15 protein-coding genes are annotated in these 16,102 nt (G+C 36.0%); 10 read left to right on the top strand and 5 right to left on the bottom strand.

What is annotated here, in order from left to right:
- The first annotated feature begins 3 nt into the window (after positions 1-3).
- The 5 genes from IGM04_RS08970 (at position 4) to IGM04_RS08950 (ending at position 6,300) form a co-directional block, all read left to right on the top strand.
- Positions 4-927 carry a carbohydrate ABC transporter permease gene (locus tag IGM04_RS08970; protein WP_002359877.1) on the top strand — a complete coding sequence of 308 codons (924 nt, stop codon included), beginning with the start codon at positions 4-6 and terminating at the stop codon, positions 925-927.
- Between the two features lie 23 nt (positions 928-950).
- Positions 951-2,417 (top strand): ABC transporter substrate-binding protein, encoded by a 1,467-nt coding sequence (locus tag IGM04_RS08965; protein WP_002362134.1) that lies wholly within the window; start codon positions 951-953, stop codon positions 2,415-2,417.
- Between the two features lie 70 nt (positions 2,418-2,487).
- On the top strand, positions 2,488-3,123 hold the full coding sequence (locus IGM04_RS08960; protein ID WP_002362905.1) for a YesL family protein: 636 nt from the start codon (positions 2,488-2,490) through the stop codon (positions 3,121-3,123).
- Positions 3,077-4,807, top strand: a complete 1,731-nt coding sequence (locus IGM04_RS08955; RefSeq protein ID WP_002356857.1) for a sensor histidine kinase — start codon at positions 3,077-3,079, stop codon at positions 4,805-4,807. Before IGM04_RS08960 ends, IGM04_RS08955 begins: the two co-directional genes overlap by 47 nt.
- An 11-nt stretch (positions 4,808-4,818) precedes the next feature.
- Positions 4,819-6,300, top strand: coding sequence for a response regulator transcription factor (locus IGM04_RS08950; RefSeq protein ID WP_002359882.1), 1,482 nt, complete (start codon positions 4,819-4,821; stop codon positions 6,298-6,300).
- A gap of 40 nt (positions 6,301-6,340) precedes the next feature.
- Here the strand turns inward: IGM04_RS08950 and IGM04_RS08945 are convergent, their stop codons facing one another.
- A complete protein-coding gene (locus IGM04_RS08945; protein WP_002381613.1) occupies positions 6,341-8,482 on the bottom strand; it encodes a GH92 family glycosyl hydrolase in 2,142 nt (713 codons plus the stop codon).
- 172 nt (positions 8,483-8,654) lie between these two features.
- Here IGM04_RS08945 and IGM04_RS08940 point away from each other — a divergent pair, with 172 nt between their 5' ends.
- Positions 8,655-9,767: an FUSC family protein gene (locus IGM04_RS08940; protein ID WP_010823000.1), complete on the top strand. Its 1,113-nt coding sequence runs from the start codon at positions 8,655-8,657 to the stop codon at positions 9,765-9,767.
- Between the two features lie 43 nt (positions 9,768-9,810).
- Here the strand turns inward: IGM04_RS08940 and IGM04_RS08935 are convergent, their stop codons facing one another.
- Positions 9,811-10,293 carry an SRPBCC family protein gene (locus IGM04_RS08935; RefSeq protein WP_010822999.1) on the bottom strand — a complete coding sequence of 161 codons (483 nt, stop codon included), beginning with the start codon at positions 10,291-10,293 and terminating at the stop codon, positions 9,811-9,813.
- Between the two features lie 21 nt (positions 10,294-10,314).
- On the bottom strand, positions 10,315-10,695 hold the full coding sequence (gloA2, locus tag IGM04_RS08930; protein WP_002356864.1) for an SMU1112c/YaeR family gloxylase I-like metalloprotein: 381 nt from the start codon (positions 10,693-10,695) through the stop codon (positions 10,315-10,317).
- Positions 10,696-10,906: 211 nt separating this feature from the next.
- Here gloA2 and treP point away from each other — a divergent pair, with 211 nt between their 5' ends.
- Positions 10,907-12,373 (top strand): PTS system trehalose-specific EIIBC component, encoded by a 1,467-nt coding sequence (gene treP / locus IGM04_RS08925; RefSeq protein WP_002388267.1) that lies wholly within the window; start codon positions 10,907-10,909, stop codon positions 12,371-12,373.
- Between the two features lie 127 nt (positions 12,374-12,500).
- The gene (locus IGM04_RS08920; RefSeq protein WP_002356866.1) at positions 12,501-13,505 is read left to right on the top strand and encodes a nucleoid-associated protein; all 1,005 of its coding nucleotides are present in this window, start codon (positions 12,501-12,503) and stop codon (positions 13,503-13,505) included.
- Between the two features lie 37 nt (positions 13,506-13,542).
- On the opposite strand, the gene IGM04_RS08915 is transcribed toward IGM04_RS08920, so the two are convergent.
- Complete coding sequence (locus tag IGM04_RS08915) at positions 13,543-13,896, bottom strand: YxeA family protein (protein ID WP_010777820.1); 354 nt, start codon at positions 13,894-13,896, stop codon at positions 13,543-13,545.
- Between the two features lie 198 nt (positions 13,897-14,094).
- On the opposite strand from IGM04_RS08915, the gene IGM04_RS08910 reads away from it, so the two are divergent.
- Complete coding sequence (locus tag IGM04_RS08910) at positions 14,095-14,799, top strand: zinc metallopeptidase (RefSeq protein WP_002384290.1); 705 nt, start codon at positions 14,095-14,097, stop codon at positions 14,797-14,799.
- An 83-nt stretch (positions 14,800-14,882) separates the two neighbouring features.
- Entirely contained in the window at positions 14,883-15,221 is a 339-nt protein-coding gene (locus IGM04_RS08905; protein ID WP_002356871.1) for a hypothetical protein, read from the top strand.
- Between the two features lie 26 nt (positions 15,222-15,247).
- On the opposite strand, the gene IGM04_RS08900 is transcribed toward IGM04_RS08905, so the two are convergent.
- Positions 15,248-16,093, bottom strand: a complete 846-nt coding sequence (locus IGM04_RS08900) for a PhzF family phenazine biosynthesis protein (protein WP_086318072.1) — start codon at positions 16,091-16,093, stop codon at positions 15,248-15,250.
- Positions 16,094-16,102 lie beyond the last annotated feature (9 nt).

Genomic DNA, 16,102 nt, shown 5'->3' with positions numbered 1-16,102 from the left:
ATTATGAAAAAGAAAAAAGTCACTAGCGTTAACGTTCGATCCTTCAACCCGACAGCGAATTTGATTTTCAATATTGTCATTGCGATTTTTGCTATTTCCTGTGTGGTTCCGTTTTTCTTTGTTATTATGATTTCATTGACAAGTGAAGGATCATTAGCAGCAAACGGCTACCGGTTTTGGCCAAAAGAATTTTCATTGGAGGCCTATCGTTACATTTTCCAAGGGGCAATGAGTCAACGCATTATTCATGCCTTAGGGGTAACGGTCTTCATTACGGTGACAGGGACGATTGTCAATGCAACAATGACGTCATTATATGCCTATGTCATTTCTCGTTCCAACTTTCCATTTAAAAAATTCTTTACATTGTTTGCGTTAATTACAATGTTATTTTCACCAGGGATGGTTGCGAACTATTTAGTAATGACAAACTTATTGCAATTGAAAGATACAATTTGGGCGTTAATTTTACCTTTAGCTTTAGGACCATTTAATATTTTAGTGATGCGAACGTTTTTCAAGAAAACCGTGCCTGACAGTATTATTGAATCGGCACGTATTGATGGCGCAAGTGAAATGCGCATTTTTGTCAGCATTGTGTTACCGCTAGCCGTTCCAGGGATTGCCACAATTAGTTTGTTTGCGGCTTTGGGTTATTGGAACGATTGGTTCAATGCGTTACTTTACATTCAAAAAGATACCTTGGTACCATTACAGTATTTATTGATGAAAATTCAAAACAACTTAGAGTTCTTATCAAGAAGTACGGATATGGGTGCAGCAGCACAAGAAGGCTTAGGCGTTCTACCAAGTGAATCGGCTCGAATGGCGATTGTTGTCTTATCTACGTTACCAATTGCGTTAACTTACCCATTCTTCCAAAAATATTTCGTGGGTGGTTTAACAATCGGCGGCGTGAAAGAATAAAATTGTACAGGAGGAAATAAGGAATGAAAAAATGGCAAAAAGGATTAGCCGTAGCTGGCGCAGCAGCTTTAGCTGTAGGACTAAGCGCGTGCGGTAAATCTTCAAAAGATGCAGCGTCAAAAGGTGATGATAGTACACCAACGTTATTAATGTATCGTGTTGGGGACAAACCAGATAATTATGACCAATTAATCGATAATGCGAATAAAATTATCGAGAAAAAAATTGGAGCAAAATTAAAAATGGAATTTGTTGGTTGGGGCGATTGGGACCAAAAAATGTCAACAATCGTTGCTTCTGGTGAAAGCTATGATATTTCATTAGCACAAAATTATGCAACGAATGCACAAAAAGGCGCCTATGCTGATTTAACTGATTTAGCACCTAAATATGCCAAAGAAGCCTATGATCAATTGCCAGATAACTATATTAAAGGAAATACGATCAATGGAAAACTGTATGCGTTCCCAATTTTAGGTAACTCTTACGGTCAACAAGTTTTAACTTTTAATAAAGAATATGTCGATAAATACAATTTAGATATTAGTAAAGTCGATGGTAGTTATGAAAGTGCAACCGAAGTTCTAAAAGAATTCCATAAAAAAGAACCAAATATTGCTGCTTTTGCTATCGGCCAAACATTCTTTGCAACAGGTAATTATGACTTCCCTATTGGTAACCAATATCCATTTGCAGTAAAAACAACTGATACTGGCTCACCAAAAATTATTAACCAATATGCTGATAAAGATATGATTAATAACTTAAAAGTCTTACATCAATGGTATCAAGATGGCTTGATCCCAACAGATGCTGCTACAAGTACAACACCATATGACTTAAATACCAATACTTGGTTTATGCGTCAAGAAACACAAGGACCTATGGATTATGGTGATACAATCTTAACACAAGCTGCTGGCAAACCACTTGTTTCTCGTCCACTAACAGAACCATTAAAAACAACATCACAAGCGCAAATGGCTAACTATGTTGTTGCAAACACGTCTAAAAACAAAGAAAAAGCTGTTGAATTGCTAGGCTTATTAAACAGCAATCCAGAATTGTTAAACGGACTTGTTTATGGTGAAGAAGGCAAACAATATGAAAAAGTTGGCGATGATCGTGTGAAATTATTGAAAGATTACACACCAACAACTCACTTGAGTGCTTGGAACACAGGAAACAACTTAATCATTTGGCCAGAAGAATCTGTCACTGAAGAAATGGTTAAAGAACGTGATAAGAGCATCGAAGAAGCAAAAGATTCACCAATTCTTGGTTTTACTTTTGTAAATGATAAAGTGAAAACTGAAATCACTAACGTTGCTACAGTTATGAATCGTTACGCAGCAAGCTTAAATACAGGAACTGTTGATCCAGAAGAAACACTTCCAAAATTAATGGATGACCTAAAAACAGCTGGCTGGGATAAAGTTCAAAAAGAAATGCAAACACAATTAGACGAATATATCCAATCTCAAAAATAATCACAGGAGGCTGAGGCATTAGCTGAGCGCTTTTGGCTCAGCCTTTTACATAATAGAAAGGAAGAGGAAGATGGAAAGTACAGGGATTCAACGGTTGTTTTACCTTTCCTGGACAGTAATCAAACTAAATTTACTGTTTGTTTTATTTAGTTTAGCTGGAGGGATTATTTTTGGTGTTGGTCCAGCACTCCAAATGATGACTGATTTCATTTTGGAAGAGGGCATGAATTATCAAGCAATCACCGTTAAACGAGCATTTGAATCATGGAAAGCACATTTTAAAAGAAGTAACTGTTATTTTTTACTTTTTCTCTTCACTTTAGGATTTGTTTTTTATAATATTTATTTAGCCGTTCAATTTACCGGAATAATGTGGTTAATTATTACATTTATTTTATTTTTTGTTTCCCTAATACTCGTTATTTTTTACATTTATATGCTACTATATGAAGGAAGCTATTTTATCTCAACTATTGATTTAATGAAGCTTTCATTTATCAGTATCTTTTTAAACCTCGGTGTATTTTTTAAAGTCTTATTCGGTGTAATTAGTATCGTTGCTTTAACTTGGAAAATGAAAGGACTGCTACTATTTGCTTCGTTTGCCTTAATTATGATGTGGTGTGCCTATGTCACGCGCAAAAATCGCCAGTTTATTGATGGAAAGTTGGAACAAAATGAAGCGAATCTTCAAAAAACTGTTTAAAAAAAAATATTTATTAAATCGATTAGTACAAAAATACAGTCTACTGTTAACAAGTATTATTTTGTTAACGGTGGCTGCTTTGTGCGTTTATGTTACTTATACAATTAACTTATCAATTGATTCACAAAAAAATAACGCCGTTTCCCAAATTGACAGCTATGTAACGAATAAAAATAATGCGGCGACGAATATGATTAATGAATTAGCTGGCTCTGCAAGTAAAATTGAAAACATGCGAAAATATATGGAACTTTCTCCTCCTGAGTATTTTGACTATACTTACAGCCAATGGTCGGAAGATCGGGTCAGTACCCACTTTGGAAATAATTTAAGTACATTATTTAGCACCTTTCCTGACTTAGAAGAAGTGATTATTCGCTTAGATGAATTTGATCAGGTTTTGTTCGCCAATCGCACAGCTACAAATGGGAAAAAAATGGATATGTCATCAATTAAAAAACATGGCTTTCAACTAATGCGAATTATCTCCGATCCTTATACAGGACAACCGCTGGGAGAGTTGTACACTGTGTTTTCAAGTCAAGAGTTGCTAGGCAACCAAGCAGACTTATTGAAAAAATCAGGTATTAATGCGTTTATCTATGATAGTGCTGGAAATCAAATTTTTTCTGAAAAAGCACAATTTACCAAAGAAGAAGAGCGGCAACTAGATAAAAGAATGCACACCGATAGTGACATTCAACAGGTTTTTCATAATCGCTACGATATTACGGAAATAGAAAGCAGTGGCCGGAGTACCATTCTCTTATTAACAAGCCGCCGAGTCTTATTTCAACAATTGTTTATGAATTATGCAGCCATTTTAGGGATTGGGTTACTTTTGATTGTTATTTTATTAGTGGGCTTAAATCGCCTATTTAAACGCTATTCTCAACAAGTCCAATTAATTTTAGAAGCGACACGAGCCATTGGCGATGGCAATTTAAAAGAACGAATTGACACGAATCAAGTTCAGGAAGAGTTGAATGATATTGCTTCCGCGATTAATTTTATGGTAGACAGTTTAGATCAATACATTCACGATATTTATACTTTAGAAATTAAGCAACGTGATGCCCACATGAGAGCGTTACAGTCGCAAATTAATCCTCATTTTCTTTATAATACGTTGGAATATATTCGCATGTATGCTTTGAGTCGGCAACAAGAAGAACTAGCTGATGTTGTCTATGCTTTTTCAACGCTACTTAGGAATAATATTAACCAAGAAAAAACCACGACCTTGGCAGAGGAAATCTCATTTTGCGAAAAGTATGTGTATTTGTATCAAATGCGTTATCCCGACCAATTTGCCTATAAGTTCGAAATAGAAGAAACAATTGCTGATGTTGAAATTCCTAAGTTTATCATTCAGCCGCTTGTCGAAAATTATTTTGTGCATGGAATTGACTATCAACGACAAGACAATGCTATTAAGGTCCACGCCTACCGAGAAGGCGAAAAAATTATTGTGGCTGTTGTAGATAATGGAAAAGGAATTACCGCCAATCGGTTAGAGGAAATTCGCGAACGTTTAAATCAAACAGAAATAGAAACGGAACAATCCATTGGGTTAAGAAATGTTCATGAACGTTTACAACGCTTTTTTGGGGAGAGTTATGGTTTAACCATTGAAGGGAAAGAAGGAGAAGGGACGACAATTCGTCTTTCGTTTGTAGCATAAGGGGTGAAAAGATGTATCGAGTGATGTTTGTTGATGATGAATATATGATTTTAGAAGGCTTAAAATGGATTATTCCTTGGCAAGAGTTAGGCTTTGAAATTGTTAAAACAGCGCGTAGTGCGCAAGAAGCATTGGCTTTTTTAGAAACAGAATCCATTGATGTTTTATTAACAGATATTACGATGCCGGAAATGAGTGGGATCGAATTAATTGAGCAAGCAAAGAAAAAAGGACATCAATTTATTAGTTTAATTTTATCAGGTTATCAAGAGTTTGATTACGTCAAAAAAGGCATGGCTTTGCAGGTCCAAGATTATCTTTTGAAACCAGTCAATAAGCAAGAACTATTAGCCAATATCCAGAGAATCAAAACAGAATTAGACCAACAAAAAAAATCCCATGCCCGCGTGCGTCTATATCTAGAAAATGGCTTGATGCGTTGGCTTAATGATGAAATCAGCGAAGGGGAATACGAAGAGTTAATGCAGCAATTTGCGACTATAAAACCAGGTGATTTTACCGTTTTATTGGTTGAAGCTGAGATGCCATTTTTAGAAACAATCAAGGAACTATTTATGAAAAAAGGTCAACTGTTATTCATTGAAAGTTGGATGAGTACGTACCACCAATTGTTACTTATCTATAAAGGAGCCAGACAAGAAGCGTTCTTATTTATTCGTGAAATTGAAGCGATTCTAGCTGGTCAAGGTCAGATTTTTGTAGGGGAATCTGTCAATGAATGGGAAACGGTTTATGAAAGTTATGAGAAAGTAAAACAGTTGCAAGCAATTGAAACGTTCTATCAAGAATTTCTGCCAAATAATCAAAAAGAACAAATGAATCGTTCGGCAGAAGATTTTACTTTCCTAGCGTTTAACCAAGCCTTGATGATTGGGGATATGCAGACCATTCAACGGGAATTAGATGCTATTTTCAATCAGTTAAGTCAACAACACGCTACGCCAGAATATGTACGCTATGTAGTCTTCTTACTTTTTTCAGATATTTCCCGTCAGTATCCAACTGTGTTAGAAGAAAACTATGAAAAAATCGTGGAAGAAATTCGAGCTAGCAACAATCTTAATACACTGTATGCGTTAATGCAGCAAGTCTTGGCAGAAGTGAAAAATAAACCTAAAATAAAAAAATATTCAGAAAGTGTTAGCCAAGCTGTAGAAAGAATTGAACAAGGCTATTTAGAAGAATTAAACTTAAAAACGGTGGCGGATGAGCTTCATTTGAATCCTAGTTATTTAGGCCAAATTTTCAAAAAAGAAACCAAGCGGAGTTTTTCTCAATATTTGAATCAAGTGCGTACCAAACATGCCCAGAAATTATTATTGTACACGGATGATACAATCAACGAAATTTCAGAAAAAGTAGGATTTAACAATACCAACTATTTTTCAAAAATGTTTAAAAAATTAAATGGAATTACCCCAAAAGAATTTCGAGAGCAATACCAATCAAATTACGCAGGCGTCGAAGAATAAAAAGAAAGATGTTCAATTTTTATGAACATCTTTCTTTTTATTATTTTTCCGTACTTAATGAAAACGGTCGTTCTGCTGTGTTTTGTGGATTCGGGACGATCCCTAATTGATAATCTAAAGTCCCACCGTTTAATAGTTCTTGATGAGTAAAGTAAGGCGCAGTATGTTTTTCTTGGTTTAACTGAATTTCATGAATAAATTGTTGTTGGACTTTGTTTGGTGATGTCTGAATGGTTAATTGTTTACCATTTGACAGTTTTACTTCCGCCGTCTGGACTAAAGGCATCCCGATTACATATTCACCAGTTCCTGGTGTGACGGGATAAAAGCCTAAGCTATTAAAAATATACCAAGCAGACATGCTGCCATTGTCTTCATCACCTGGATAGCCAGTTGGTGAAGCATCAAATGTTTGCATTAGTTGTTTTAAAAGTGGTTGAGCCATCTCTGGTTTGCCGATGTAGCTGAATAGAAACGGATAATGGAAACTTGGTTGATTTGAGATGGCTAATTGACCAAAATCAATTGCGGCCATTTCACTCATTTCATGAATTTCAAAACCATAGCCTTCAACGTTAAAGTTAGGCGCTTGATTGCATAGCTGAATTAATTTTTTTTCGAAAGCTAACTCGCTACCATATAGCTTAATCAAACCTGCAAAATCTTGATAAACCGCAAAACTTGATTGCCAAGCACTTCCTTCGGCGTAATCTTTGCCCCAACGAATATCTAAAAAGTCAGGACGGAAATGGCCTTCAGTATCCTTTGCTTGCATAAAGCCAGTTTCAGGATTAAAAAGTTGTTGATAATTCAAGGCTTGTTGACGATAAAATGTTGCGGTCTCTGAATCATTCAGTGTTTTTGCAACTTGCGAAATACAGAAATCGCTGTACGCATAGTCTAAGGTATGATTGACAGATTCATGATAGGTTGAAGGAACATAGCCATATTTTAGATAATCCAGAGTTCCTTGACGTCCATAATTTTCTCGTTCGCTTTGTTGTGTGGCACCTTTTTTCATCGCTTCTAGGAACTGAGGCATCAAGTCAGGACGAATCTTTTTCACGGCGGCATCAGCAATGACAGCGTCAATCAAGGTGCCGGGCATTAAACCACGCTCATCTGGAGATAACCATTTTGGCAAGAAACCTGTTTCGTTGTAACTATTTAAAAAGCCTTCTAGCATCTCTTCGTATTTTTCTTGAGCAATTAGTGAGAACAATGGGTAGACCGTTTTATAAGTATCCCAAAAGCCATTATTGGTATATAGTACACCAGGACGAACCGTTTGCGAGAACGTATCATAATGAATCGGCTGCTGATTTTCGTCCAATTCATAAAAGGTTTGCGGAAATAGGAATGTTCGATACAGTGTATGATAAAACGTTTTAGTATGTTCAGGGTTTTCATGCGTTACTTTAAGGCGATCGAAATAATTATGCCAATCTGCGATTCCTTGTTGCAGCATCTCAGTAGAACGCAAAGAGATTTCTCGCGCTAAATTTAACTGCGCTTGTTTTTCAGAAATAAATGAACTACTAAAATGAACAACTTGTTGAGCAATATTTCCAAAAGAAAGAAGGATTTTGCCATCTTCACCTGAAGAAGGGGCAAACCATTTGGTTAAAGGCTGTTCAAAATGAAGCACAAAATAAAAACTAAAATCTGGATCTTCACAACCAGAATAGTTGATGACTTTTACAGCCACTTGATGGTCATCTAATTGTTTTACTTGATAACGTCCAGGCAGAGTTAGTAGTAAGTGATTATCTTTTTGTTGATAATCAATGGTTAAGATACCACCATACATGCTTGGGATTAATTGAGAAGTTATTTGATAGCGTAATTGAGTTAAATTAATTTCGACAGGAGAAAAAAGGCTTTCTTCTGGACGATAAGAACTTTGGGCATGGAATAAAGAAAGTTCCGACAATGAACCACTGACAGGGGTCATTAATAAATGGCTAAAATCACCCATCCAAGGACTTGGTTGATGCGTTACTCGATAGCCTTGAAATGTTCGATCTTCTGGATGAAACCACCAGCTGCCTTTTTGGTCAGTTGTTTGCGGGGCGTAAAAATTCATCCCAAATGGCACGCCAGTATAGGGTAGACAATTTCCGTTTGAAAAACTATGTTGGTTGGCAGTTCCGTGTCGCGTATCAATCGCTTGAATATTCATGAAAGTAGCTCCTTTGTTTTAAATGATATATCATATAGGCTGATTATAGCACAAAAAACAAGAAATGAAAGCGTATTTATTTGCTTTTTTATTTATTTTTAACGAATTGGTATATTCAATTTGAGGAGGGAATTGACAAGCATGTTACAATGGATAAGGAATCGATATTGGAGTGATTGTTATTTATTTTTTTAGTACAAAAAGTCAGCAATTTTTTGCGTATGTTTGGGCCATTTTCCCAGTCATCGCCTTTTTTTTGGTTAGTTTTTATACATTGGATTTTTTATTTTCCCCAAGCTATTTAATTATGGTGCCTGTATTTACTATTATGTTTAAAATTAACTATAAAAAAGATTATTCGTTTGTAGCGCTGCTCAAAATGAGTATCAGGCAATTTGTGATCAGTTTTTTAGCATTTATAGCTAGTAGTTCCTTTAGCTGGTCTATTATTTTAAATAGTAGTGTGACATTTTTAATTGTTTATTTATTTTATTCATCTGCGACACCGATGCGGTATCATAGTTATTTGATGATGTTTACGTTTTGTCAGTTAATCCAGGTTAAAGGAAATACATTTTTGATGCAATCTCAAGTTGTGGCCTTTTTAATCGGTCTTTTTTTATTGGCTTTAACACTAAACGCTTGGTGGCAAACAGGATTAAGTCAGCTAACCAGCTTAAAGAGTAGAGGCCATGTTCGCTTTTTTAAAAGCATTCAATTAAATATGAAGCAACAAAAATTGGCGGTTATTAATTTCTGGCACGACTTACAACAGACTTTTTTTGGGATCACAAGTTTTAAACAATTTTTAGAAAGTCCTGACGAAAAGGTGCAACGATTTCGTTTAGCTATTCGTATGAGTTTCACCATTACGCTGAGTTTTATTTTAATGTGGAGTGTAGGAGGCATTAAAATAATTTGGATTCCGATGAATGTTTTTCTACTCTTGCATCCAGTGAAAGCAGAAATGAACACGCGTATTAAGACACGTTTTTGGGGGACTCTTTTAGGATGTTTCCTTAGTCTGTTTGTTGTCAATTGGCTTCAATTGCCACTGACACACCTCGTTGTTTCTAGTTTGATTGGCATTTTTGTTTATTCCCTAAAACCAGGAACCGTGTTACAAGTGACAATGGCAACGATTTTTGGGTTATGTTTGGCAACAATTAGTTTACGAGGGATGTACGCCGCAGAGTTGCGGGTCTCTTTTGTATTATTGGCAATTTTTGTTGTTTGCTTAATTGATTTAGGTTTATTTGTTTATCAGCGTATCTTACGTTTTTAAAAAGTGTGGCACAGAGGGTGATTTACCCGTTGTGCCACACTTTTTAATTTTCTAAATTCGTTAATTTTTCCAAGTAATGATTTTCTATTTGCGGAAAATCTATTTTTTCTGGTGCTGCATCAGGGGTTTCAACTACTTGCTTCAAGCGGTTGAGAACAATTGACCAACCAGCGATATCTTTATGGCGAGGTGTTGTAAAATTTTCTGGGAGAGATTCTGAAAAGACTAACAGGGTCTGATGAGGTGCTTGTTCTTTTAAGTCAAAATAGATGACACCAGTATCCCAAGTCACGCCCAGATATTTTTCCTCTGCATAGTCAGTAAAAGGCATCGTTTCTTCAAAATCGGGCAGAATAAACCGCCAAAACCCGTTAACACCTAATTCACCAATCTCTAATTCTGGAAACCATTGTTTTAGCTTGTCTGTCTCAGTCAGGTAGCGCCAAATCGTTTGAGGGCTGGCTGAAATTGCCCGTTCTGTACCAAAATAAATCGTCTGGTTTTCTAAGCGAAAGGTATCTTTCATTTTGTTTCTCTCCTTTATTTATTATTCATGAAGTTCTAAAGGTAGTCCATCTGGATCAAAAAAGAAGGTCATTTTTTCACCCGTAAAATCATCTACTCGTAGCGGTTCTGTTTCAATTCCTTGCTCATTTAAAAAAGCAATCACTTCTTCAATATGTTCAACTTTAAAAGCTAAATGACGTAATCCTAAAGCTTCAGGATAAGAGGGGCGAGCGGGAAATTGATCAGAAATGAAAATTTCTAATTCTTGGCTGCCTAATTTTAAATCTAATTTAATATCGTTTTTTTCGGGACGATGATTTTCGCGAAGAACTTCAAAGCCCAGCTTTTCGACATAAAAATTTTTAGTTGCTTGATAATTTGAGGCATTGATTGCCACATGATGAATTTCTTTAAAAAACATTTTTCATACTCCTTTTCGTTTTTTCCCTCTGTAGTATAGCAATAAAGAAGCAGCTAAAAAAGCGTTCTGTTTGACTCTTTAAGAAAAGACAAGGGATTTGCAAAAAAATAAAATTATTTTTTTGAAAGAAAGCGCTTGCCAAAAAAAGAATAATCAAGTATGATGTATATACAACTTAATTGTATATACAAGTTTGAGAGGAGAATGTAAAATGGGTAAGTTTCAAAGCGATGCACAGCAGTTGTTGAAAGCAGTAGGAGGCAAAGAAAATATTTCAGCTGTTTCTCATTGTGCAACTCGAATGCGTTTTGTATTAAAAGATCCAAAAAAAGCGGATGTACCTGTGATTGAAGATATTCCTTCTGTAAAAGGAACCTTTACAAATGCTGGACAGTTTCAAGTAATTATTGGGAATGAAGTCCCACAATTTTATAATGATTTTTCTGCAATTTCCGGTTTAGAAGGGGTTTCAAAAGAAGAAGGGAAAGCAGCTGCCAAAAGTAATTTGAGTCCTGTTCAACGAGTTGTTTCTGTTTTAGCTGAGATTTTTACACCATTGATTCCTGCACTTGTTATCGGGGGATTGATTTTAGGGTTCCGCAATATTTTGGAAGGGGTTCCATTTGGCTTTCTTGATGGTCAAACAATCGTGGAAGTTTCTCAATTTTGGAATGGAGTCAATTCATTCTTATGGTTAATCGGCGAAGCAATTTTCCACTTCTTGCCAGTTGGGATTACGTGGAGTATTACGAAGAAAATGGGAACCACACAAATTTTGGGGATTGTCCTAGGGATTACATTAGTCTCACCACAACTTCTGAATGCTTATTCAGTTGCGACGACTAAAGCAGCAGAAATTCCTTTCTGGGATTTTGGGTTTGCTCAAGTTAACATGATTGGTTATCAAGCGCAAGTTATCCCAGCTATGTTAGCCGGATTCTTGCTTGCCTATCTTGAAATTTTCTTTAGAAAAGTGATTCCTCAAGCAATTTCAATGATTTTTGTCCCATTGTTTGCTTTAGTACCAACAGTATTGGCTGCACATGTCATTTTAGGACCAATCGGTTGGACGATTGGTAGTTGGGTTTCTGATATCGTAAATGCAGGATTAACGTCAACATTTAATTGGTTATTTGGCGCCGTCTTTGGCTTTATGTACGCACCATTAGTCATCACTGGGTTGCATCATATGAGTAATGCGATTGATTTACAGTTGATTGCTGACTTTCAGTCAACCAACTTATGGCCAATGATTGCTTTATCAAATATTGCACAAGGTTCAGCAGTTTTAGCGGTTATCTTTATGCATCGTGGAAACAAAAAAGAAGAACAAGTTTCGATTCCAGCAATGATTTCTTGTTACCTAGGTGTGACTGAACCAGCGATGTTTGGGATCAACTTAAAATATGTTTATCCATTTGTTGCGGGCATGATTGGTTCGGCAATGGCCGGAATGTTTGCCACTTTAATGGGCGTTCGTGCGACAAGTATCGGCGTCGGTGGCTTGCCAGGAATTTTATCTATTGTGCCACAATATTACTTGCCGTTTTTAGTCGCAATGGTGATTGCGATTATCGTACCAATGGGCTTAACTTATATTTTCAGAAAGAAAGGCATCTTTAATAAAGTCGATCCAGTTGATGAAGCAACAGGGATGTTATACAGCGAAGAAGGGTAATCGCTTTTTGAAGTTAAGAAGAATTCGTAGACATTTGTCTACGAATTCTTCTTCTTTTTATAGAAACTATTGGCTTTTTTCTCTCTTTCAGTTAGACTAAAAAGGTTGAGAAAAGGAGAGCGTAAAAATGGATATTTATTTAAAAAAAGCAATTTTACACATTATTGATCGAGAAACTGGGACGCCGGTTTTCTCTGAAAAGGAACTAGATTTAACCACTGAGTATATTCGAACGTATTTAACTGCAAAAATTTCAAAACTTTCGACTGCACAAACAAAGACTGGAACATTGGCGGAAAATAGTTCCTTTGTTGACACGTTACGTGGGATTCCTAGTGATTTTGTGAAGAAAAGCCAAGAAGTTACCCAACATTGGTATGATGTTTATTCAGGAAGCGAAGATGCGCCTAGTGCTGATATTTTGTTCATTTTATATGAATTAGATACGGTGTTACATGTCGCAATGATTAAATTAAACTATAAAGAAAGTTACACGCATTACGTCGACTATGAAGAAGAATCCGTTTATAACAAACTGATTATCAATCGAGCAATTTTGTCTTCAAAATCACAAAAACCAGATGAAGGAATTACAGTTGACTTAGATACATTAGCGTTTGAATTACTAGAGAAAAGATATGAATTTTCAGGAGAAAAAATCTGGTATTTCTCTGAAAAAGTGATTGAGACGCAAGCGGCACCTTCCATGGAAGAAAATATCAAAGAAATTAAAAAGGCAGTCAAACGCATTGGAAAGAAATTTAACGAAGATGAGTTTGAACTAATGGCTTCGGTAAAAGAAGCGGTATATGATAGCATTGAGGAAACGGGAACGATTGACAATGAGCAAATTGCTGAACAAGTGTTTAAAGAAAATGTATCAGCTAAATTAGCTTACCAAGAAGAAGTGAATGAGTCGAAATTTGTCGACAAAACACCGCCAGTCAGAGAATCTCGCGAAATTTCTGAAAAGAAATTTGGCAAACAAAAGTTAAAAATGGATAACGGTATTGAATTAATTGTTCCGTTAGATGTTTACCGCAATGGCGATTTAATTGAATTTGTTAATAATCCAGATGGTACAGTGTCCATCATGCTAAAAAATATCGAAAAAATTAGTAATCAATTATAAAGAAAAAACCGTTGGTCGCTTGCCAACGGTTTTTTCTTTATTTTAATTTTTCTAAAGCTTTTTCAGGGACTTCTTTTTCTGTCACTTCATTCCAGCTGATCACGCCTTTACGGGGATTAACTTTCAATTTTAGATAGGCTTTCATACGCAAAGGTTGATCACGGGATTCGTTTAATTCCACGGTTTTTTCTTCACCGTTTTTATTAAACGCAGGTTGTTGATAGTAATAAATGGTCATTGCTTCACCAGAATTTGTTTTTTCATCTTTCTTTTCACCAGATGTTGTGATTTGTGTATAATAGGTTTCTCCACCGTAATAATAATTATAAACGCCCCAGCTACCGCCTGCTAAAATGACTATGGGAATTAATATTTTTAGTAATGTTTTCATTTTCCTCACCTCAAGGAATAGTATGCCTTTTTTTTAGGAAATTTGCCATATTTTTTTCCGTTAATTGAGTGACAATTTTGTTAGTTTCGGCACTTTCTTGAAAAATTCATCATTTTTTTAAACAAAAGACAACGTTTGTCGCTCCCTTTTTTTCACTATCATGCTACAATAAAGAAAAAAAGATGGAGGTAGAGGACAATGATGCCCTTTTATTTTGGAATCGATCCAACCTATATATTGGTAATTATCGGAATTGCGATTTCTGGTGCGGCCTCCGCATATGTTAACAGTACCTTTCGTAAATATGATCAAGTACGAAGCAGTAAACATGTTACAGGCACGCAGGCAGCACAATATATTTTACAAAAAGAACAAATTAATGATGTTGGAGTTCAGCAAATTGCTGGTGATTTAACTGACAATTATAATTCTGGAAACAAAATGTTGAGCTTATCCGAAGCCACTGCTCAATCGACATCGGTCGCGGCTATTGGCGTGGCGGCTCATGAATGCGGACATGCGGTACAAGATCATACGAACTATGTGCCTTTACGTCTTCGTGCAGCTATTGTTCCAGTTGCCAACATCGGTTCAACCATCTCCTTTCCACTAATTTTGATTGGTGTTTTATTTAGTTGGAATCAAACATTAATCAACATTGGAATTTTGGCTTTTTCATTAGCCTTGATTTTTCAATTGGTGACTTTACCGGTGGAGTTTAATGCGTCTAGACGTGCATTAAGTATTCTTTCTGAAGGAGGGTTATTAACAGAAGAAGAAGTCCCAATGGCCAGAAAAGTTCTTTTTGCAGCTGCACTTACCTACGTAGCAGCTGCGCTTTCGACCTTTTTACAACTTTTACGTTTGGTTATTTTATTTGGTGGCAACAACCGCCGAGACTAAGTGCCAGCAAAGGTCTTTCTATTACGCATAAAAGTAATAATATGTTATGATTAAAATAGAAAATAACAGAGGAGCTGAAGGAAATGAAAGCATCAACAAAAATTGGTATCGGTTTAAGCATTGCTGCAGTTGCAAGTGTCTCTGTTGCAGTCATCGCTTCTGAAAAAATTATTAAGAAGGTATCTCATGTTTCCAATCGTTATAAAGTTAAAAAGTTTGTAGACGATAAATTTGATGGAAACCAAAAATTATTATCGATTGTCGATGATTTATCCGATGATGAATTAGATTCTGTTTTAAATGTTGTGGATCGTGTGAAAGATGGCGGTTCAAAATTAGCTGAATATGGCGAAAAAGTTAAAGACAATACAGATTCTTTAAAAGAACGCTTTTTCACATTTATTGAAGATGCAATGAAGTAAAAAAGATGGCCTAGGCCATCTTTTTTTTATAAAAATAATTCTTTTGTTTCAACATAATAGCCTCTGCCACCAACTAGAACTTGATCAATTGTCTTTTGGGATGTAGTGTTCAAACGCACTAAGACTTCTGAAGGAGCGTTTAAGGTATAACCTTGGGCAAAGATGTAATTGGTTTTTTGTAAAATTTGGTGATGGTACAGATAACAAGCTAACGCACCATTTGATGTACCAGTAGCGGCTTCTTCATCGATGTCATAAAGGGGCGCAAAATTCCTACAAATGATATTTTCTTCAGACAAAGCAAAAAGATGCATCCCAATAACTCCATACTTTTGACTAAGTAACTTAATTTTTTCAAAGTTTGGTTGTAAATCCTGTAATAATTGCGCATTTTTAATGGGAACCAAAATATCTTTTAGGCCCGTTGACACAATCTGGATAGGAAAAGCAGTTGCCACTGCGTTTAAATCAAAGCAGCCGCTCAATTCTTCTAAAGTGAGCGTATCATAAAAAGTTGGGACAGTTTGTTCCATAAATAGTTGTTCATCGTTCGCCGTGATTGCGAGCAAACCGCTGTTCGTTTCGATTGTATATTCTGTTTGCAATAATTTATTTAAGTGCTTCATGATGGTGAAAGCGCCAATTGTCGCGTGGCCACATAAGTCGACTTCTTCTTTTGGTGTAAAATATTCAAGGCGGAAATCAGCAATCTTTGAGTCTGAAATAAAAGCAGTTTCTGCAAATCCTAGTTCTTTGGCGATGGCCATTTTTTGGGTTCTCGTTAAGGGCTGTGTCATAAAAACAACGCCTGCTTTGTTGCCACCTTCGTGGTTTTTACTAAATGCACTAGCGACATATGCGGTAATTTTCATTGGAACGCC

The sequence above is a fragment of the Enterococcus sp. DIV2385 genome (genome assembly GCF_051711925.1).
Classification (GTDB): domain Bacteria; phylum Bacillota; class Bacilli; order Lactobacillales; family Enterococcaceae; genus Enterococcus; species Enterococcus faecalis.
The sequence above is the reverse complement of the archived record's forward strand: the minus strand, read 5'-3'. Positions and strand labels throughout refer to the sequence as shown.